Below are 20380 nucleotides of genomic sequence, written 5' to 3' on the forward strand. Positions count from 1 at the left end.
AGGTCAGTACTCTCTGAGCAACTCCAACATCTTCCGGTCGAGTTGGTGGCCTTTGTAGTTTTCGTATTTCACGTCGCTACGCTCGCTGTTGAGCACGCCGAATGCGCCCTTGAGATTCCACATGGCGTGTCCCCAGCCGGCTTCCCGCCACAATGACAGAATGTCTTTCATCCAGCGCAGCACGATGTCGTGCGGGGTCTTGTTGTAGCAGCCCCATTCGCCGACGTGAACCGGCACGCCCTGATCGGTCAATGGCCGCCAGCGGCCGATGAGTTTCTCTTTGAGCGCGGCCTTGTCCCACAGTTTGCCGTCGTCACCTGGCAGCGGCCAAGTGGGCGGATTGAAGGTTTCGAATTCGTCCTTGGGCACCCAGGTGGCGGTGTAATGGCTCAGGCTCATGGGATCATAGCCGCGCGTGCTTTGCACCAAACCAAGATCGACAATGCCCAGCACCGGCGTGCGGCCGATGTCCTTGCCGTCCGCGACGATCAAGCGGTCCGGGTCAATTTCTCGAATGCCCGCCACCAGCGCCCGGACGATTTCAACATAGCGCGTTTCGTCGGACATTTTGGGCGGCTCGTTGATGAGATCAAAACTCAGGCGCGAGCTGGGAATGCCCCGGTAACGCTGCGCAAAGGCACGCCAGTGATACACTGCGGCCTCCAGCGCCTTTTGCATGTTTTCCGGCGTGTCGTTGAAGAGATCCATGGGCTCGAGATGACGGCCGTTGATGCAGTAGCCCGGCAGACGGTGAAAATTGAGATTGATATGAATCCGGTATTGCCGGCCCAACGCGATGACGGCATCGATGTCTTCCAGCACGGCCTCATCGATTTTGCTCCAATCGTCCTTGGCGCCCCAGGTCCAGTAGGACATCGGAATGCGGGCGAAATCAAAACCCCATGCGGCCATGATCTCGAAGTCTTCTTCTTCGAACTTGCGCCGGGGATTTTGCGGATCAGACTTGGCCTGGAAATTAAAGCCCCGGTAACGCGGGAATTTGAGCCTGCCGGGCGCCGTTTCCGCCAGGTCCTGCGCGGCAAATCCAGAAAGGGCCATGGCGCCGAGCGCCGCGCCGCTGGTCTGCAGAAAGTCACGTCTGTTCATGCCGGGTCGATCCTTTGGTGCATTGCAGATTCAATCGTTGCAAAACAGCATTGGTTTTCAAAACGGAGAACTCAGAGTAAACGGAGCTGAGGAAGCGGAAGGACGCATTCTCGGCAGCACTTTCTCGGTTTGCTGCGGTTCCGTTGTGGACTTTGTCACGCCGTGGTGTTGCCAACCTGATCGGGTTCATGGCAGAATGACGAATTTGTTGGTGGCCGTCCAATCGCGGCCTTTGACGCGCACGAGATAGACGCCGGCGGCCAAGGCATGCGTATTCAGCGTGAAGTGCCGCCAGCTTAGCCCGCCCGTTGCCACCTGTTCGCGTACCAATTGGCCGTTGACATTGTAGAGTTGCACCGCGGCTGCGGAAACCTGCTGATTCAACCTCACGTTCAGGGCGCTGCCGGTTTTCACGGGGTTGGGAAAAACATAAACGGAAGGCGTGGTGGGCCGCGGTTCATCGCCGGCCACCTGTCCGGTGAAGTAACGCTCCGCCTGCTGAAAAGCAGCCGCCGCAATTTTTTGCCCAATCACCCGGCCGGGAATATCATCAATGGGTGGATGAATGCCGCCCCAAATGCGGGAGAGGCTGCACTGATCGGAAGCGTCGCGATAGGTCGCCCACTGCAGCGTCACGTCCACGCTCGGGCCTTCTTCGAAAACCAAAAACTCGTTCTGCCGGCAATGAAATTCGCCCAAGCCGCCGGGGAAGTATTCATCGCCGGTGAGCTGCGTCAGGATCTCGGCCGCAGTGCGCGAATAAGTAGAATGCCCGGAGATGTAACCCGCGAACGGCGGCGTGACAAAAGTCGGCCGCTGATAGGGAAACCAGTTTTCCGCCAGGATCCAGCCCACGCCGGCCGCCTCGGTTTCCGGATCGCCGATGTAATCGTGGCCGCGCCAGGTGTAGAGTTTGATCTTGCCGAGATTGTTGATGTCCTCCCAGGCCAGCTCGTCTCCTTCCTGCACCACTGCGATGAAACCGTCAATCAAAGGAATGCCCGCGGGAGAATAGTTGGGCAAGGCCGGATCGCTGCTTTGGCCGTGATCCGCCAGATAGCGCAGCGCAGAAATCGGGCGCACGTAATCATACCACCCCTTGATGCCCCACGCCGTGATCGCGGCATCGTGCATGGCGCCGCCCAGGGCAAAATACGCCTTCACCTCCCATTCCAAATCATCCAGCACCGGGCCGATGCCTTTGAAGCGCTTCTCAAAAAGCGGATGATCGGCAACGTGATTCAGAATCGTGAACCAATGGCCGGGCGGCGTTTCCGAGTTGGGGCCGTCGGCCCAGAATTCCGCCAGCACGCGCGTGTAATCCCCGCGCGGTACCATCTGCGGGGTGTAGGGCTTGCCGGTGCGGGGATTGACAACGTGGCCTTTGCCGGCGTCACCGCCCTGCCGCAAATCGTAAAAGTCGCGATAAGCGCGCACGGTCTCGGGCAGGTGCTGAACATTCCCGATGGCAGCCGGCGAGATGTCCCACAGCACGCCGTCGGAAGGATCATGATGGCTTTGCCAAACCGACACCAATACAAAAGACCATTTGTATTCTTCCGACAGTCCGCCGACCGCCGTCGTGTCGAGAAATGGCGGCGGCCCGGGATCATGATAGACGCGATAGGCATAACCGTCACGCTGATAAATCGTGCGATCGGCAGCGGTCAAGGCAAACGGGGCCACGGCCCCCCACTCCGGACTTTGAAACTTCGGCGTGTTGCCCGGAATGACGTTGCCGGCTTGATCGATGAACACGTCCAGGGTCAACGGCTGCCAGCGGTTGGGATCAAGGCAGGAAGGGTTGCCCGGAAACAGCGTGAGCAGGGGCGGATTGACGGGCTGATAATGAACGTAGGCATAATTGCCCTGTTCATTCGAGCCGTCCTGCAAACCGTAATCGATGAGACATTGCGCAATGTAATTGCCCAGTGCCGCCGGCGGGCCGCCGGCGTAGTCCGTCGAAGTGAAGGCGGGATCATAGCCCAATGCGCTCAGCAAAGAATCGAAGCGGGCCAGGGTCGCGCTGGCATTGGGAGAAAATTGAAAACGATGGCGCAGCAGGCGATAGGCCGCGTAACTGATGGCCTCTTCCTGCGCCGCCTTGACCTGCGCCGGAATGTTGACGCCGTTGAAGGGGCAGGTGAAACCGTTAACGGTCTTGCCGAGCAGGTAGGTCGCGGCGACATTGTCGTAGGCGGCCCAGGCATCATACATGGCCACGGCCACGTGAAAGAGATTGCGCGCGTGCACCGGCGGCCGCGCGAAATCCTTCCGAATCGCCTGCAGTTGCGCTTCATTCCAATAGCGTGCCACCGAGTGCCCGGCTGCCGCCGGGACTGCGGCGCACATCACAATCAGCAGGGCCGCTGCCTGCAGGATTTTCCCGCTGGCAGTCCCTGCCGGCTTGCCAGCCGGACGCAATGGTTTCGCCATGCCTCCTCCACTGCGAATGGGCGCAAAGGTCGAAGCCTCAATTTGCGCGCGCCAGTTGTCCTTATTTCACCAAAAACGTTTTGCCCACCACGCTCACACCCGTGCTCCTCAACGTGAGAATATAGAAATAAATCCCCGAGCTTGCCACTGCAGTTTGGCGGCCGTTCCACGCCAGGCTCTTTTCTCCGCCGGAGGAATAGGAAGCGCGGATCTCCTGCACCACTTGTCCTTGCACATTGAATATCTTCAGCTCGACCTCGCCGGGACCTGCGAGCGCAAAGCGAAAATTCGTGGTGCCGCGGAAGGGATTCGGATGGTTGCCGAGCAAGCGCAACGCACCGGGCATGGTTGCCGGGCTTTCTGCCGGGCGGGACACGCTGCTCACCAGGCCACTCTGTTCACGAATGCGAATGGATTGATTGGCCGGCACCGCGCCGATCTCGTCACGGTGGCCGCTGGGCCAGGTCACGGTGATACGTTCCGCTTGTGGCGCGCTGCCCAGGCCAAAGTGCAGCGGCCGGATGCTCTGCGAGAGAAAATGCGCGCCGTGATGAAGTTTCCGGTGCGCCACGCCGTTGGCCACGACTTCTACCACCGCGCCGAATCCGTCACGGTTCGAGATCGTGCCTGTGAGCTTGATCGCCAGCCAGTTGCCGTGCGGCCGGGTGTTTTGGTAGAGATAGGGAGATTCGAAGAAATTGGAAATCAACAGATCAGAGTCGCCATCGTTGTCATAATCAAAAATCGCCACGGCGCGGGCGACGGTGCTGTCATCCATGCCAAGGGCCGGCGCGATGTTCTCGAAAAGCAGGGTGCCCTGCTCGGCGAGGTTGCGAAAGATCACGTTGGCAAAATCCGGCTGAAAATTGCCGGTCACCACCGCCAGATCCTCGTCGCCGTCGTTTTCGAGATCAAAGAACTCGGTGCCCCAGCCCCAGCCTGCCAGCGCCACGCCGGCGGCCGGCGCGCCATTGATGAAACGGTTTTGCCCGGTGTTCAAAAAAAGCGGATTGGTTTCCGGAAGGCCGGCAGACTGTGTGATGTTGGTGAGATAGAGGTCAAAATAGCCGTTGCCGTCGCAATCGGCAATGGTGAGGCCCATGCCGTGAAACTCATCTTCCAGCCCGAAATCGGCGGTGCGCTCTTGAAAAGTCTTGTCGCCGTTGTTCAAATACAGCTTGTTGGGTCCGAAATCATTCGCCAAATAGAGATCGAGATGGCCGTCATTGTTGGCGTCGAGGGCCACGGTGGTCCAGGTGGCGCCGGCATCGGCGGTACCGCTGGCGGTTGAAACATTGAGAAACCGGCCTTCGCCGAGATTCTCATACAGCCGGTTGCTGCGATCATTGGGCTGTGCGAAGAACTCGGCGTAGATCGAGAGGTACAAATCCAGATCGCCGTCGCGATCATAGTCGAACCACAACGCGCTGCCGGTCAACTGATTCCGCCGGGTGGAGATGCCGGCTTGCGACGTCACTTCGGTAAAGGTGCCGTCGCCGTTGTTGTGAAAGAGCTGATTGGGGCCATAATGAGTGAGCAGAAGATCCGGCCAGCTGTCGTTGTCATAGTCGCCCCAAGCCGCGCCCATCTTGTTGCCCATGCCATTGGGATTTGCGGTGGTGGTGGCATTTCTGCCGGCGAGTCCGGCAGTGGTGGTTACGTCGGAAAACGTGCCGTCGCCGCGATTGGCAAACAGCCGGTTCCAGGTGCGGGGATCGCTGGCCTTGTAGGAGTCTTGCACGACGAAGTAAACATCCAAATCGCCGTCGCGATCATAATCAGCCAGGGCCACACCGTTGGTGCGGGCCACCGTGGCCAGGCCGGCCTCCTGGGTGCGCCGCACGAACTCCTGCCCGCTGGCCTCTTGCCCGGCAAGCAATGCGGCCACGAGCAGCAGAATCAGCGGCTGTTGGCATGTGGTGCTTCGAGGTTTGCGGGATCCATCCCAGAGGTGCATGCCCGGCTCTCCCTGAATAAAACGAAGGGCGACCAGCAAAAACGGTTCTGCCATGCCGGCCGCCCTGGGTCACTTCACTCCGGTGTGGCGAGGCTTACTTGATCAGCAGCATGCGCCGCTGCGACAGGAAGTCGCCGGCCTCGAGGCGATAGAAATAGACACCGGAGGACAACTTCTTGGCATCGAACTGCACGGTGTGGGCACCTTCGGCCATCGGACTGTCCAACAGCGTCAGCACGCGCTGGCCGAGTACGTTGTAGATCGACAGCTTGACCTTGGAGGGCTTGCCCAGCGAGAACGCGATGTTGGTTGTGGGGTTGAAGGGATTCGGGTAGTTCTGATGCAGCGCGAAGCCCTCGGGCAGATTGTCGCGGCCGGCAACGCCGGTGGGCACGAAGGCAATCACCTGCAAGTAGTCGATCGCCACACCGCCACTGGCCGAAGACAGGGTGATGGTGTGGTTGCCGCTGGTCATGGCGAACTGATCGGTGAACACATCCGAGGTGTCGGCAAAGGGCACGCTCGGCACCACGACCTGGCCGTCAACCGCGACCTGGCCCTGCACTGTGCCGGAGGCCGCGTAGAACAGCCGCATCATGTACTGGCCGTTGTACGGCGCATTCACACTCAACGAAATGCTGCCGCCGGCCGCCAGCGCGACTGATTTGAAGCCGCTCGGCGCCCAAGCCACCGGCACACCCACGGGGTCTTCCGCATGCGGAATCACGCCTTCGACCTCGGCATCAGGCGCAGTCAACTCGATGGTATTTCCGCCGACGAGGACGGTGATCTTGCTGAAGTTCTGATAGCCCCACGACGGCTCGATACGGATGGTGTTTTGCCCGGCCGGCAGATCGAGGGCCACGCCGGTGCCCGCGATGCAGCCCGCCTGGGTGATGCGGGAATCAAACCATTGGTTAGTGGGATCTCCCAGACTGCCGGACCAGAAATACTCGCCGTAGTTGTTGTTGTTCCGCAGCGTGGGTTTACCGTTGATGATGATGCGCTGGCCGCGGTCGCTGTTGCCGCGCAGGTGCGTGTGCACCACCAATTCCGCGGTGCCGGCCGTGGGCACGTCGAACTTCCATTGAATGAAACCGCCGCCGTCCATCTGATAGTAGGTGAAGCCTTGCACCACATTCACGGTTGCGCCGGTGCCGACGGTGACTTTCTCCGCTTCTTCGGTCAACAAAATGTCGAGCTTGGGAGCGGAAACCAGATCTTCAATGGCCTTGACATAAGCGGCCTTGTTGGCCTCAAACGTGGTTTTCGCGTTGGGATACCAGTTGAGGTCGCCCAGCGGCAGGCCGTCCGTGCCGGCGGTTTGGAGCTGAGTGTTGGAATAGGTGAAATTCTCTGGCAGCGGCCAGATGCTGTTCACGAAGCTCTGCTCGTCCCGTCCTGGATCCCAGAAATACCGCGCCGCCGGAATCACCTGGGGATTGGCGTAGAGATCCGCGATGTGTTGCGTCATCTGCGGGAAAATATCGTCGGTGAGGTAGGTGGTCAGGCCGGGATTGGTGTTGAAGTTGTTTTGAATGACCATGTTTTCCCACGCATCGAACCAGCCCTGGGTGGTGTCGCTGATGAAGGGCTGGGGCAGAATGGGAGGAACCTGGTTGGCATCGAAGGTGTCGAAGCGCGGGTCGCGCCAGTAGCCGTTGTTGGCCAGCACGATCTGGCGATCGTAGTTGGTGCCGAAGCGTGCCGGCAGCGCGCCGATGCCGAAAAAGCCGGGTGCGTCGATGCGATTCGGGTCGGTGTATTGCGCTTCACTCTCGCCGTGCCAGAAATAGTTGACGAACAGGTTGTTGACGACGTAGCACTCTTTCCAAATCGCGCCCGCCTGGAAAGAGCGGCCGACATTCACCAGCGTGTTGTGGTTGAAGCGCAGATAGTTGACCGGCACCGCTTCCGATTGGAACGGGGTAAAGCCGATGTTGAAGAAGGTGTTGTTCTCGATCACCACCGTGTCCGCGCCCACTTCAAACCGGATGCCGAGGCCTTCCCAAATTTGGGTGGGTCCAAAAATGTTGCGGAATTTGCAGTTGGTGATGACGAAATCGTTGTTGGGTCCGTCCGGCCCCAGATGGTGCCAATCGTTGCGGTCGAAGACGACGTTGTCGAAGACATAGCGTTTGCCGTCGCCCAACAGCTTGATCGGTTCGTAGGTGGCCAGCACGCCCTGATCGGTCTGGCCCATGATCCAGACGTTTCTCACCGTCAGGTCGTGAAAGCTTTCGAACATCGTGCCGTCCGGACCGCCGCCGCCCGAGCGCGCCACGCGCTGAATGATGGCGGGGCCGAAATCGGTCTGGCCCGGCGGAACAGCGGCTTCGGTTTCACCGACGAGGCGCAACGGAAAATCGGCATTCGAAATGCGATCGGTGATCCAGTAGAACCCGCCGCGTTTGAGCACGTAGACGCGGTCCGCCGGCCGGTTGGTGTCATTGGCGATCGCGTCGCGCAACGCATTGACGATCGGGATGTCGGATCCGGGGCTGGTCTCCCACTCCACGACCAGCGGAGATTGCGCGCGGGCCTGGGGCGCCGGCGCCAAAAAGACTCCTGCCAGCAGCGCCAACAGCATAATACCGTACTTCAGCTTCATCGTAAGCCTCCAATCGCGAGTTGGTGGTTGGGTTGATTAGTAGTTTGATGGGCTTCTAAAGCCGGTAACGTGCACCGAGATCGATGGAGAAACCATAAAACTCCATGTAAGAGGGATTAAACGTCGACGAGCCGCGATAATTGCGGTCCGCCCGGTTGTTCAGGTTGTTGAAATTGGCGAACACCTCCAAATCCCGCCGGATTCTTTGCTTGAGGGTGAAGTCGAAACGGCCGTACGCCGCGGAAAAGGAGTCGAAGATGGGATTGGCGGCGTCCACGTAGGTGCTGATATCGGTTTGGTACAGGTAGGAGAAGCGCGCAGAAAAACCCTTGTAATCGTATCCCAGCGTGACATTGGCGATGTGCGAGGGCTGGTCCGGCATGCGGCCGACGCGCACCGTGTCATCGATTGCCTGCCAGTAGGTGCGCGGCCGTTGTGTCCGAATGGAATCGGTATCGACGATTTGATAGCCGCGGTACTTGGTTTCGGAATCGATGTAGGTGTAGTTGGCATTCAACACCAAACCCTTGAGCACGCCGGGCAAATACCAGAAGTTGGTCTGCCAGTCCAGCTCGACCCCGCGATATTCGGCTTTGAAGGGATTGTTGATGTAGGTGTAGATCGTCGGGCTGGCGCGATCAAGCCAGGTGGTCGGAATGTTCAATCCCGCAGGCAGCGTCTGCAGCAGAAACGTCGAGCTGACCGTGAAGTTGACAGGAATGATCAGGTCTTTGATCGATTTGTAGAAACCGGAGACGGTGAACAAGCCGACTTTGTTATCATAGACTGAAACGGCCGCGTCGTAGTTGGTGGCCTGCGCCGGCTTGAGCAGGGCATTGGCGGCGCGCAGCGTGGAGCGGAAGGCGTCGATGGTGGTGATCGGCGTGTATTGCAGATAATCCGGCCGGGTCAGCGTTTCGGTGCGGGCCAGGCGGACTTTCATCCACTCCAACGGCTTGACCTGCAAGTGCACCATCGGCAACCAGAACGAATTCTCGCGGATGTTTTCCAATCGCTGGAAATCCGCGGGCGCCGCATCGCGCCAGGCAGTGATGATCTCGCGATAACGCTGGCCATGATACTTGGTGTAGTCATCCTCCCAGCGAATGCCGGGAATGAGGGTGAGGCGCCGGCCAAAGTTGAGCTCCGCCATCACATAGGCGGCTTTGTAGCGCTCTTTGCCGTCGTAGTCCCTTCCCAGTGTGCCAATGGAGTTCACGCGATACTCGGAATCTTCCTCTCCCAACGCCTGCAGCGTACGCTGCAGTGCCCGGGTCAATTCCATCATTTTGCCTTCGTTGGCCACGAACCCGAGATCAAAGGGATTGCCGAAGGCGTCTTCCAGAAAATCGCTGCGGGTGTAGTTGTCGCGCACCAGCCCGATGGGAAGAACGCCCAGGTCACCGATGATCTGCTCCAGATTCCAGCCGGGAAGCTGTGCGGCGATTTGGTCGAAGGGTTCATTCAGATTGCCGGCGCCGCTGCCGTATTGCAAACCGGCGCGGCCTCTTTGAAATTCATCGTTGTTGCGGCTCAGCCAGCGCAGTTTGCCACCGGTTTTGAGGTAACCCGAGATCCAGCCGCCGAACTGGAAGGGCGCCTGCAGATTCAATTGCGCGGTCGACACGTTCTCTTCGCGGTCGGTGCGAGACACCCAGATATCCTGCAGGGCGGTGAGGGAATCGACTTTGATGCGATCCGGAATCTCGCTGGGGTGGGTGTTTTCATCCACCAGCTTGGCGCCCGGCTTGTAGATGTCACCCTCCTGCCCGAAACGCCAGCGGAAGTCTTCGGGATTCTCGGTGCGCGTAGCACTGCGCGCGAAACCGGCATCGTAGCGCAACCAGTCGAGGTTCTGTTCAAAGCTCAGTGCGCCCGTGAAAATGGAAGTCGTGCCGGTGCGGCGTTCCAGATCATAGTAATGCCGGCTGTAGTTGACGTTGATGGTGTTGATGCGATAAAGCGCATCGGATTTCAGCCGGTTATAGAAACCGTTCAAGGAGAGCTTGCCGTGCGGGAGGCGATAGTCGAGCACGGTGCTGCCGCCGATGCGGCCGCGCGTCACCGTCTCTTCGCGCAACAAAACCTCCGACGGCACGATGACCCGTTCCTGCGTACCGGTTTTGGTGGACTGCCGGTAATTCGCCGAGAATTTGTCGGCGCTGCGATCATAGTCGTCGGTGTTGAAGTTGACAATCACGCCCAGGCGACTGTTGAGAAACCGGTCGCTCACGCCGCCGGTGAAATTGTAGTTGCCGTAGTAGTCTTGCAGGCGATTGTAGCCGCCCTGCGCGGTGGCGTTGAAGGAGAGATTCTCCGGCGCTTCTTTCAAACGCAGATCCACCGTCCCGCCGATGGCGTCGGCATCCATGTCCGGCGTGATCGCCTTCTTCACCTCGATGCCGTCCAACATGTTGGAGGAGATCAGCGACAAATCCACGCTGCGGTCTTCCGCGCCGGTGGAGGGCACGCGCACCCCGTTGACCGTGACGGTGTTGTACTTGGGCGAGAGGCCGCGAATGCTCACTTTGGTGGCCTCCCCGCCTGAGCGCTGAATGGCAATGCCCGGCAGCCGGCCGATCGACTCGGCGGCATTCACGTCCGGCAGTTCCTTGATGCGGGCCTGCGAGACGATGTTGGCAATGGTGTTGGAGGTGAACTGCTGGTTGATGGCGCCCAATTGGCCCTCCGCCTGCGCCGTCACCGTGACCACCTCGCCCTCGATGATTTGAAAATCCAGCTTGATGGTTCGGTTCACCGTTTGGCCGTCTTCGACCTTGATGTCAACGGTTTTTTCACGATAGCCGATGTAGCGCACCACCAGTTTGTGTTCGCCCGCGGGCACTTGCAGCACGCTGAACCTGCCCTTGAGGTCAGTGGCCGCGCCCAGCCGCGTTCCCTGAATAAAAACGCCGGCTCCCGGCAACGGTTCATTGTTTTGGCTGTCGAGGACAACGCCCTCGATTTTGCCCTTACCCTCGGGATCAGCCTGCAGCGACACAGCCAGCATCAACCAAGATCCGAGGACTACCGCCAGGCTCAAAAGATTTCGGCGCATTGCTCACTCTCCCTTTCTCGTAACCTGCACCAGGCTGTTACTGCCTCACTGCCTGCCGCGCCGGCGCAGCCAGCCACTGTCACCTTGGTTCTGGTCCCTGGCCGGCTCCCGCTGACGCCGGGAGTTGGCGGGTGCCGGCGTTCAGTTCCCCAAAACAGAAAAACCGTCCCTGCGGTTACGCGTCGAGTTGTTTCAAGATCAATCAGGAACTGATTGCTTTCTCCTTCTCGGCAACCACACAGACGGTTTTCGAACAAACGGCAGCGTTCTCGGCGCGAGCCGAAAGTGAACTAAGATGTTTATTTAGATTGCTTTAATGCCAATCGCGCTCGTTTAGCCATTCCTGCTGGAGCTTCTTGTCAAGTGTGCATCTACGAAAACGTTTTCGCAAAAATAGCCCAAGAATTCCTCTTTTGCAACAATTTTTTGTACTTTTGATTTTTTTTTTGTAGTTTGGGGCGCGCAGATCGCGGGATTGCGCGAAGACATCATATGCGAGCACATGACTTCCTGGCGAAGATGAGGCAGGTGAAGCGCTCACACGACTACGAAACTGGCGAAAACGATTTCGGAAACTCCGCTTCCACCTCAACCGCTGCCGGCGCTGAGAACTGCCAATTGCGGACACAGTTCAACGGCATTCCGAGAAGCAGACCCTGGCCACGCCACTCAGACTGCTGCGCCAGCCCGACGCTGCATTTCGCCTGATTTGCCCACGCGGCGAAGCGGCAGCCAATGCGTTGCGAGACTCGAATGGTTCTGGCGGAGACCTTCACGCGCACGACACCATGGAGAAAACGCAGATGAACGGCACCATTACCATCAAAGACATTGCGAGACTGGCCAAGGTCTCCCAATCCACCGTCTCAAAAGCCCTGAACGATCGCCCCGACGTCAGCTTGGACACCAAGGAACACGTCCTCAAAATCGCCGCGGAACACAACTTTTTGCCCAATGCCTCCGGCAAGGCGCTAAAGAAAAAATCCACGGAAAACATCGGCGTCATTTTTCGCCGCGATGACAATCCCCTTTCCAGCAATCCCTTCTACTCGCGCGTGCTGGAGGGCATCGAGGCCGAATTGGCGTTCAACGACTATAATCTCCTGCTCCACCTGATTCCCGAGCATCGCATTCCCGTGCTGCCGAAAATGGTGCGCAAGAAACAGGTGGATGCCGTGGTGCTGGTCGGCATCCGGCATGAAGAGTTCGTTCAGCAGTTGCAGCAGGCCAAGGTGCCGGTCATCCTGGTGGATCCCAAGACCGACATTCCCAATTGCTCACAGGTGCTCATCGACAACGAGAACGGCGCATTTCTCGCAACCCAACATCTCATCCAGAACGGCCACGAGCGCATAGGCTTCATCTCCGGTGAGCTTTCCCGCCTGAGCTTCAAGCAACGGCTCGACGGCTACGTGAAAGCGCTGCGCTACCACAGCCTGCCGGTCGGTGAGCAGTTGATCAAAGCCGGCGGCGTGGAAGCCGGCTATGAGCTGACTCGCGCCCTGCTGCTGGAATCACCGCGGCCGACCGCCATTGTCGCCGCCAACGATATCAACGCGATCTATGGCTACAAAGCCGTCAATGAATTCGGCCTGCGCATCCCGGATGACATCAGCATGGTCGGGTTCGATGATATCGACCTGGCCAAGATGGCCACCCCGCCCTTGACCACCGTGCGCGTCTATAAAGAAGAATTGGGATCGGTTGCCGTGAGGAATCTGCGGCAGTTGCTGCAGGGAAAATCGTCGCATTACACCACCACCATCATCCCGGTGAGGCTGGTGCAAAGAGAATCGGTGCGGAATCTCAAAAAAACGGAACCCTGAACATGAAAATGTCCGTGCAGTGCCTGGCCGCTGCGCTGCTCCTGCTCACGGGGCAGGCGCTGGCGCAAGACAATCGAATTCGGTACAATGCCCAGGACTTGTTTCTCAGCGGCGCCAATCTGGCGTGGGTTGCCTTTGCCAATGACATTGGCCCCGGAATGATGGATCGCAATTCGTTTGCGGAGACGATGCTGCAGATGCACGATCACGGCGGCAATGCTTTGCGCTGGTGGCTGCACACCAACGGCACGGTGACGCCCGCATTCGATGCCAGCGGTCGCGTCAGCGGACCCGGCGAAGGCACCATCGCAGACTTGCGCGCCGCCCTCGATCTCGCCTGGGAACGCGAGATCGGGCTGATTCTCTGCCTGTGGTCCTTCGACATGCTGCGCGCCTCCAACAACGCGACCGTGCTGAATCGCAACCGGCTGATGCTCACCGACACCACCTACACACGCGCCTACCTCAACAACTGCCTCATCCCCATGGTCGATTCGCTCAAAGGCCATCCCGCGCTTTTGGCCTGGGAGATTTTCAACGAACCGGAGGGCATGAGCAACGAATTCGGCTGGAGTGACATCCAGCATGTTCCCATGTCCGCCATTCAGCGCTTCGTCAATCTCAGCGCCGGCGCGATTCACCGCACCGACAGCACGGCGCTGGTCACCAGCGGTGCCTGGAGCTTTCTCGCCCTCACTGACGTGGGCCTGACTACGCTTCCCAAGACCGGCCCCGCGTTGACGGAACGCAGTGCCGCCGAGCAGCAGCAACTCACGGAATGGTTCAATCAAAAATATCGTGCGGCGCTCGCCACCGAACAAGTCGTGGCCTACCTGCAACACCTGGAAAGCCAGGCGAATTTCAACTACTACACCGACAGCCGATTGATCGGCGCGGGCGGCGATCCGCTCGGCACGCTCGATTTCTACTCGGTGCATTACTACACCGGCATCCTGCCGCGCACGCCCACGGCGGTCTCGCCATTTCACCACCCCAAAAGCTATTGGCAGTTGGACAAACCGCTGGCGGTGGCGGAGTTTGCCCTGCAGACGACGTACGGCGTGGCGAAGATGGCGCTTTATGAAAACCTCTACCAAAACGGTTATGCCGGCGCGCTGGCGTGGTCGTGGACCGACGTCAATCTCTCCAGCCATGCAGATATGCTCGCCTCAATGCAATTGATGTGGGACAATCACCGAACCGACGTCGATGTCAACGGCATCGGCGGCGACTGGCCGCTCATCGCGCTCACCAGCCCCGCGAATGATGCCGTTTTTCCCGACGGCGCCGAGGTGGTGATCGAAGCCGTCGCCTCAGACCCTGACGGTCAGGTCGTTTTGGTGGAGTTCTTTGCCAACGACACACTGAAGATCGGCGAACGGACCGTTGAACCTTACGCCGTGTCCTGGTCGAATATCCCGGGCGGCATCTACGCGCTCACGGCGGTGGCCACCGATGACCGGGGCCATCAACGCACCTCCAATCGTGTGCAGATTCAAGTGGGCCGGCCGCCGTTCGTGCGGCTGGAGGCGGAACTGGCCACGCGCGCCGGCGAACTGCAGAATCTCATCATCAAGAACAACCCGGCGGCGAGCAACGGCGCCTACGTGGAGATGCGCACCCAGAGCGGCTCGCTCACCTGGGACATTCCCGCTATTCCAGCGGCAGGCAAATATGAAATCGTGTTCGGCTATCGACTGTCGTTTGACACGCCGAAGCATCAATACGTCAACGTCAACGGTGTGCGCGCCGCCGAAGTGGTGTTCGACGGCAACATGAATGCCTGGCTGGAAAAGAAAGTCAGCGTTGATCTCGCCGCCGGCAGCAACAGCATTGCCCTGGTCTTGTCCTGGGGCTGGATGGACCTCGACTACCTCGGCATCCCCAGCAACCTGCTGACGTCGGTGCAGCAGCGCGACGAGGCGCCGTTGCGTTATTCCTTGCAGCAGAATTATCCCAATCCTTTCAATCCCGCCACCAAGATTCGCTATTCCCTCGCCCAGCCCGGCCACGTGAAGGTGTTCGTGCACGATCTGCTCGGGCGGCAGGTGGCGGTGCTGGTCGATCAAAAGCAGAATCCCGGCTTCCACGAGATCATGTTCGAGGGCGGCAACCTCGCCAGCGGCATCTACCTGCTCCGCCTGCAAGCCGGTTCATTCCGGGCGGAAAGGCGCATGCTGCTGATCAGATAATGAGTGTCCGTCCGAAATCACGAACTTTCGAGAAAATGTTCCTGCAACGGCTTGGCCGTTGCATCAAAATCTTGAGAGTTGCCACGACATTCGAAGTTTTGGAAACCTCGGCTCAGCCGAGGTTGGAACATTCTCGGACAGACACAAACAAGCTGACCAATATCTCCGGGCCGGGCGGCGTGGCAAGATCGCACCGCCCGGCGCTGCGCCGTGCCATGTGAACGAGGAGGAACGATGAATCTGGCGGCGTTGCTCGTCGGTGTGTTCGCCTTCCTGCTCTATCTGGCGTGGGAAAGTCATTCCCTGCGCCGGCAACGAGACACCATTGCCCTGCGCCTGAGCGTGACCGGCACGCGCGGCAAATCGAGCGTGGTGCGAATCATTGCCGCGATCTTGCGTGCGGACGGCAGAACGGTTGTCGCCAAGACCACCGGCTCGCAGGCGCGTTTCATCCTGCCGGATGGCCGCGAGCTTGAAGTTCCCAGACGGGGGCCGCCTTCCATCATCGAACAGAAACGGCTCATCAAATTGGCCAGCCGCTGCCGGGCAGATTGTCTGGTGGCGGAAGTCATGAGCATCCATCCCGAGAATCATTGGGTCGAATCGCGGCAGATCCTGCAGCCGCAGATGGTCGTCATCACCAATGTCCGGCCCGATCATCTCGAGGCCATGGGGGAAACCAAAGCAGAGATTGCCGCGGTGCTCAGCCTCGCCATTCCCGCCCACTGTCGCGTGTTTGTTCCTGAAAAAGAAAACTATGCTCCGTTTGCGGCCGCGGTCGAGCAGTCCGGCGGCGAGTTGATTGCCGTTCCGCCCGGCTTGGCCGCCCGCCTCCTCCCTCCTGCCCCGGAATTGCAGAAAACCGAATTCGCCGACAATCTCGATCTCGCGGCCGCGGTGACCAGCCATCTTGGCATCACGGCGGAAATCATCTGGCAGGGCATGCGACAAGCGCAGTATGACCTCGGCAAGTTTGGCGTCTGGCGCTATCGTTCGCCGGAAACCCAAAAGACGCATTACTTCGTCAACGGCTTTGCCGCGAATGATCCGGAATCGACCTGGCAGGTTCTCGCCAAAGCGCGGGAAATACTCCCTGCTGCCGCGCACCGTGTGCACGGACTGCTGAGCCTGCGGCCGGATCGCGGTGATCGCACGCAGCAATGGCTGCATGTGCTTGCGGCCGGTGCGCATGAGCATTTCGGCAAGTTGTACGTGACCGGCGCGCATGCGCCGCTCGTCGCGCGCAGACTGCAATCCGCCGCCGCACGCCCCGCGCCGGCCGGCCGGCGCAGCACCGCCCTCCCGGCCACACCAGGTAATTCTGCATTGCCTTCCTCAAAAAAAGTGGGTATCCTGAAGGGCAAAACGGCGGCAGCGATGATGCAAACCCTGCTGGCAGAATGCGAGGATCAATCGGTGATCTTCGGCTTCGGCAACATCAAGGGCACGGGCGAGCTGCTGGTGAATCACTGGAAGGCGATCGGCGAGATTTATGGGTTATGAGATTACGTTTATCGGCCTGCTGGTTGCGCTGCTCTATATCGGCATTACGGGCTGGTATCCCGGCGGCATCATCGTGCCGAGCTATTTGGTTTTGTTCGTCGATCAGCCGGCACGTATTGCCGGTACTCTGCTGGCCGCGCTGTTGACGCTGCTGTGCTACAGAATCGCTTCACACCATCTGATCCTTTTCGGCCGGCGGCGTTTCGTGTTCATGATCTTGGTTGGCGGAATCTGGACTTTGCTCTGGCTGGCAATTCTCCCGGCGGTGTTGCCGTTGTCGCTCGAATTCAGAGTCATCGGCTGGGTGATTCCCGGCTTGATCGCCAACAACTTCGAACGCCAGGGCGTGTTGTTGACGACTGCTTCGCTGGTCACGGTTACAGTGGTGACCTATTTGCTGGGAAAGATAATTCAATAGGTTCGTAGTAGCGCCTTTAGGCGCGCAACTTTCAAAATGGGTTTGCACTCCCGAATGCCAGCGCGATGCCCAAGCTTGATACTACAACGTCAAGTCGAATTCTATTGCACAGACAAATGGCGCCCCATGGGGCGAAATGCAGAAGCGAAGGGCAACGCCCTGGAAAATCAGTCGTCATGAAACAACACCGAGCCCCATCGGGGCGCCATAGAAACACACCAGAAATGCCGCCCGGTCAGGGCTAGATGTGATGAACTTTGACAGTTCCCAGGGCGCTGCCCGTGGGCTATTACATGTGACCCCGTCGGGGTCAAGCTGGCCTTCTTGAGAAGCCAGTGTACTTGACGTTGTAGTGTTGAGCAAGACGCTTAAGGGCGTCACTACAAACGACGCCTTAGGGCGCACAGCTTTCAAAATGGGCTTGTACCCCCAAATGCCAGCATGATGCCCTCACTCCTCAAAAGAAGAGATCACCTCCCCTCCCGGCAAAAGTCCGATCGTGTGATCATTGCCGCCGGGCTGGTGAGCCTGGCGGTCTTGGTGGTAATCAAAATCGCTTCGCCGCGCAGTCCCTTGCCCTATGCCGATCAAATGCGCACTGCCGCGCGCTTCATGGAGCAGGCCACTGCAATCGTCAGCAGCGGCTACGTCGCGGCCGGCAACCAGATCGATGCCACGATCGACCCCAATCACACCGGCCTGGTTGGCCCGAAAAACTCGGATTTGACCACTACGCTCGGCCAGCTCGAAGCCAAACGCACAACCACCAACCCCAACATGGCCGCACTGCTCGTTCATTTGCTGCATCAGGCCGGCGTGCAGCCGGGTGACACCATCGCGGTCGGCAGCTCGGCCTCCTTTCCGGCGTTGCTGCTCGCCACCCTCGCGGCCGCGCGCGCGATGGAAGTCTATCCCGTCGTGATCCTCTCGCTGGGCGCTTCCGCCTATGGCAGTACCACGGTTGATTTCAATTTGCTGAGCATTTACCAACTTCTGCTCCGCGCAGGGGCATTTGCCATTCCACCGGCCGCCATTTCGCTCGGCGGGGAGAGAGATACTGGCCAGGATTTCGAACCGGAGGTCAAAGAACGCTTGCTTCAACAAATTCAGCGAAGCGGCATCCCCTTCATTTATGAGCCTGATCTCCAAAAGAACGTCGCGCGGCGGATGAAAATATATCAGGGTCATTCCGCCGCCGGCAGAATTTCCGCTTTCGTCAATATTGGGGGCAACTACGCCGATCTGGGCACGAGTGCGCTGGTGCTTGAAGTCAAGCCTGGATTGAACCGGAACCTCGCGCTTCCGGCAGAATCGGAACGCGGCGTGCTGTTCGAGCTGGCGGCACAGGGCATCCCGTGCATACATCTGCTGTTCATCAAAGGGCTGGCCATGAAATACGGCCTGCCGTGGGACCCAATTCCATTGCCTAAACCGGGCGACATGCTATTGACCAATTCCTTGCTGTGATGGCTTTTTCAAATAGAGGAGAGAATCATGTACCACAAACGAGCATCGTTGTTGCTGGCCGCGCTCATCGCCATGATTGGCTGGTTCGGCCTGTCCGCTGCTGTGGCGCAGGAATGCAGAACCCATGACGGCGCTTGCGCCGATGATCAATGCACCGTGGTCATGGTCGGCAAGAAAGCCTCGGTTGACGGCTCGGTGATTTCGACCCACACCTGCGACTGCGGTTTTTGCGATTGGACCTGGCGCTACGTGCCGCCGGCTGATCATGCGCCGGGCGCCACCCGCAAGATCTACTATTTCGATCAGTTCACCACCGACCATCCCAGCAAGGGCCTGCGCTGGGACGCCATCGACGACAACTACGCCGGACTCGAAATTCCGCAAGTCAGCCACACCTACGGTTATCTGCACGGCGCCTTCGGATATGTCAATGACAATCAAGTGGCGCTGGGCGAATCCACCATCGGCTGCCGCGAGCAAATGCAAAACAACACCTCGGCGCCGAAGTTCGACATCACCATGCTGACGATGATTGCGATGGAGCGCGCGAAAACCGCGCGCGACGCGATTCAGATCATGGGCGATCTGGCGGTGAAATACGGCTACGGCCACACCGATGAAGGCGAGATGCTTTCGCTCTCCGATCCCAACGAAGTGTGGGTATTCGAAATCATGCCGGTGGGGCCGTTGTGGACGCCGGAAAGCGGCAAGCCGGGCGCGGTGTGGTGCGCGCAACGCGTGCCCGACGATCACGTCAGCGTGTGCCCCAACGAATCACGCATCGGAGAAATCGATCTCAACAACAAAGACTATTTCATGGCCTCGACGAATGTCATCTCGTTTGCCGTCGAGCAGAAGCTCTATGACCCCAAGAGCGGCAAGCCCTTCAACTGGAAGCGCGCCTACTCGCCGAGCGAATTCAGCGCCACCAGCTCGAACGGCTCGCGTGGCCGCTTGTGGCGTTTCTTCGATTTGGTTGCGCCCTCGCAGAAATTCAGCCCGGACACGCCCAACATGGATTTGCCCTTCTCCATCAAGCCCGAGAAGAAATACTCGGTGAGTGACGTGATCTGGCTGCTGCGCGACAAGTTCGACGGCACGCCGTTCTACACCGCACGCGGCCTGCAGGGCGGGCCGTTCGAAAATCCCAACCGGCTGCCGTACGGCTTCACACTCGACGGCAAGAAGTACAACACCTCGCGCTGCATCGGCGTCAATCGCGCGGAATATGTCACCGTCATCCAGTGCCGCGACTGGCTGCCCAATCCCATCGGCGGACTGGTGTGGATCGGCTGGGGCGCGCAGGATACCGACTGCTTCATGCCCTTCTACCAGGGCGTGACGCGCATTCCGGAGTCTTTCAAGATCGGAGATCACTGGACCTTCGACCGCAAGTCCGCGCGCTGGGCCTTTGACTACGTCGACTTTCACACCCAGGTGGTTTACTCGCATGCCATCAAGGAAGTGCGAAAAGCCCAGGAAAAATGGGAGAAACCGCTGCTGGAGCGCACCCCGGAAATCGATGCTTACGCGCTGCAGCTTTACAAAAAATCGCCCGAGCAGGCGCGGCAATATCTCACCGACTATTGCATCAACAATGCCAATCTGGTGATCAATGCCTGGTGGGAATTGGGCGACGAGCTGCTGGTGAAATTCAACCACCTCTGGTATTACGATATTCAGGAACGCAAACGCAAACCGCTGGAGTATCCCGAGTGGTGGCTGCGGGAGCTGGTGCGCTACAACAATCTGCAACCGCAACCGGAAGCACAGCCCTAACCCGTGGCGCGCCGGACGTGCGCGTG

11 protein-coding genes are annotated in these 20380 nt (G+C 59.1%); 6 read left to right on the forward strand and 5 right to left on the reverse strand.

The features are described 5' to 3' along the window. Positions 1–3 precede the first annotated feature (3 nt). From L6R21_12785 to L6R21_12805, 5 genes are all read right to left on the reverse strand, one after another. Entirely contained in the window at positions 4–1107 is a 1104-nt protein-coding gene (locus tag L6R21_12785; GenBank protein MCK6560063.1) for a cellulase family glycosylhydrolase, read from the reverse strand. A 186-nt stretch (positions 1108–1293) separates the two neighbouring features. After that, positions 1294–3543 carry a T9SS type A sorting domain-containing protein gene (locus L6R21_12790; GenBank protein ID MCK6560064.1) on the reverse strand — a complete coding sequence of 750 codons (2250 nt, stop codon included), beginning with the start codon at positions 3541–3543 and terminating at the stop codon, positions 1294–1296. A gap of 61 nt (positions 3544–3604) precedes the next feature. Next, positions 3605–5500, reverse strand: coding sequence for an FG-GAP-like repeat-containing protein (locus tag L6R21_12795; protein MCK6560065.1), 1896 nt, complete (start codon positions 5498–5500; stop codon positions 3605–3607). A 94-nt stretch (positions 5501–5594) separates the two neighbouring features. Next, positions 5595–8111 carry a T9SS type A sorting domain-containing protein gene (locus tag L6R21_12800; GenBank protein MCK6560066.1) on the reverse strand — a complete coding sequence of 839 codons (2517 nt, stop codon included), beginning with the start codon at positions 8109–8111 and terminating at the stop codon, positions 5595–5597. Between the two features lie 55 nt (positions 8112–8166). Continuing rightward, the gene (locus L6R21_12805; protein MCK6560067.1) at positions 8167–11169 is read right to left on the reverse strand and encodes a TonB-dependent receptor; all 3003 of its coding nucleotides are present in this window, start codon (positions 11167–11169) and stop codon (positions 8167–8169) included. A gap of 803 nt (positions 11170–11972) precedes the next feature. Between L6R21_12805 and L6R21_12810 the strand changes: the two genes are divergently transcribed. The 6 genes from L6R21_12810 (at position 11973) to L6R21_12835 (ending at position 20354) form a co-directional block, all read left to right on the forward strand. Then, positions 11973–12995: a LacI family transcriptional regulator gene (locus L6R21_12810; GenBank protein ID MCK6560068.1), complete on the forward strand. Its 1023-nt coding sequence runs from the start codon at positions 11973–11975 to the stop codon at positions 12993–12995. Positions 12996–12997: 2 nt separating this feature from the next. Then, positions 12998–15187, forward strand: a complete 2190-nt coding sequence (locus tag L6R21_12815; GenBank protein ID MCK6560069.1) for an Ig-like domain-containing protein — start codon at positions 12998–13000, stop codon at positions 15185–15187. A gap of 234 nt (positions 15188–15421) precedes the next feature. Then, complete coding sequence (gene pgsB / locus L6R21_12820; GenBank protein ID MCK6560070.1) at positions 15422–16690, forward strand: poly-gamma-glutamate synthase PgsB; 1269 nt, start codon at positions 15422–15424, stop codon at positions 16688–16690. Next, positions 16680–17108, forward strand: coding sequence for a poly-gamma-glutamate biosynthesis protein PgsC (pgsC, locus tag L6R21_12825; GenBank protein MCK6560071.1), 429 nt, complete (start codon positions 16680–16682; stop codon positions 17106–17108). The genes pgsB and pgsC overlap by 11 nt, the downstream gene beginning before the upstream one ends. 441 nt (positions 17109–17549) lie before the next feature. Further along, positions 17550–18575 (forward strand): poly-gamma-glutamate system protein, encoded by a 1026-nt coding sequence (pgsW, locus tag L6R21_12830; GenBank protein MCK6560072.1) that lies wholly within the window; start codon positions 17550–17552, stop codon positions 18573–18575. Between the two features lie 27 nt (positions 18576–18602). Beyond that, positions 18603–20354 carry a C69 family dipeptidase gene (locus L6R21_12835; protein MCK6560073.1) on the forward strand — a complete coding sequence of 584 codons (1752 nt, stop codon included), beginning with the start codon at positions 18603–18605 and terminating at the stop codon, positions 20352–20354. Positions 20355–20380 lie beyond the last annotated feature (26 nt).

It is taken from the genome of bacterium, assembly GCA_023150945.1.
Taxonomy (GTDB): Bacteria; Zhuqueibacterota; Zhuqueibacteria; order Zhuqueibacterales; family Zhuqueibacteraceae; genus Coneutiohabitans.

Bases quoted from the DNA above. Each gene is read 5' to 3' on its own strand.
- L6R21_12785 (MCK6560063.1), bottom strand. From the start codon at position 1,107: ATGAACAGACGTGACTTTCTGCAGACCAGCGGCGCGGCGCTCGGCGCC.
- L6R21_12790 (MCK6560064.1), bottom strand. From the start codon at position 3,543: ATGGCGAAACCATTGCGTCCGGCTGGCAAGCCGGCAGGGACTGCCAGC.
- L6R21_12795 (MCK6560065.1), bottom strand. From the start codon at position 5,500: ATGCACCTCTGGGATGGATCCCGCAAACCTCGAAGCACCACATGCCAA.
- L6R21_12800 (MCK6560066.1), bottom strand. From the start codon at position 8,111: ATGAAGCTGAAGTACGGTATTATGCTGTTGGCGCTGCTGGCAGGAGTC.
- L6R21_12805 (MCK6560067.1), bottom strand. From the start codon at position 11,169: ATGCGCCGAAATCTTTTGAGCCTGGCGGTAGTCCTCGGATCTTGGTTG.
- L6R21_12810 (MCK6560068.1), top strand. From the start codon at position 11,973: ATGAACGGCACCATTACCATCAAAGACATTGCGAGACTGGCCAAGGTC.
- L6R21_12815 (MCK6560069.1), top strand. From the start codon at position 12,998: ATGAAAATGTCCGTGCAGTGCCTGGCCGCTGCGCTGCTCCTGCTCACG.
- pgsB (MCK6560070.1), top strand. From the start codon at position 15,422: ATGAATCTGGCGGCGTTGCTCGTCGGTGTGTTCGCCTTCCTGCTCTAT.
- pgsC (MCK6560071.1), top strand. From the start codon at position 16,680: ATGGGTTATGAGATTACGTTTATCGGCCTGCTGGTTGCGCTGCTCTAT.
- pgsW (MCK6560072.1), top strand. From the start codon at position 17,550: ATGATGCCCTCACTCCTCAAAAGAAGAGATCACCTCCCCTCCCGGCAA.
- L6R21_12835 (MCK6560073.1), top strand. From the start codon at position 18,603: ATGTACCACAAACGAGCATCGTTGTTGCTGGCCGCGCTCATCGCCATG.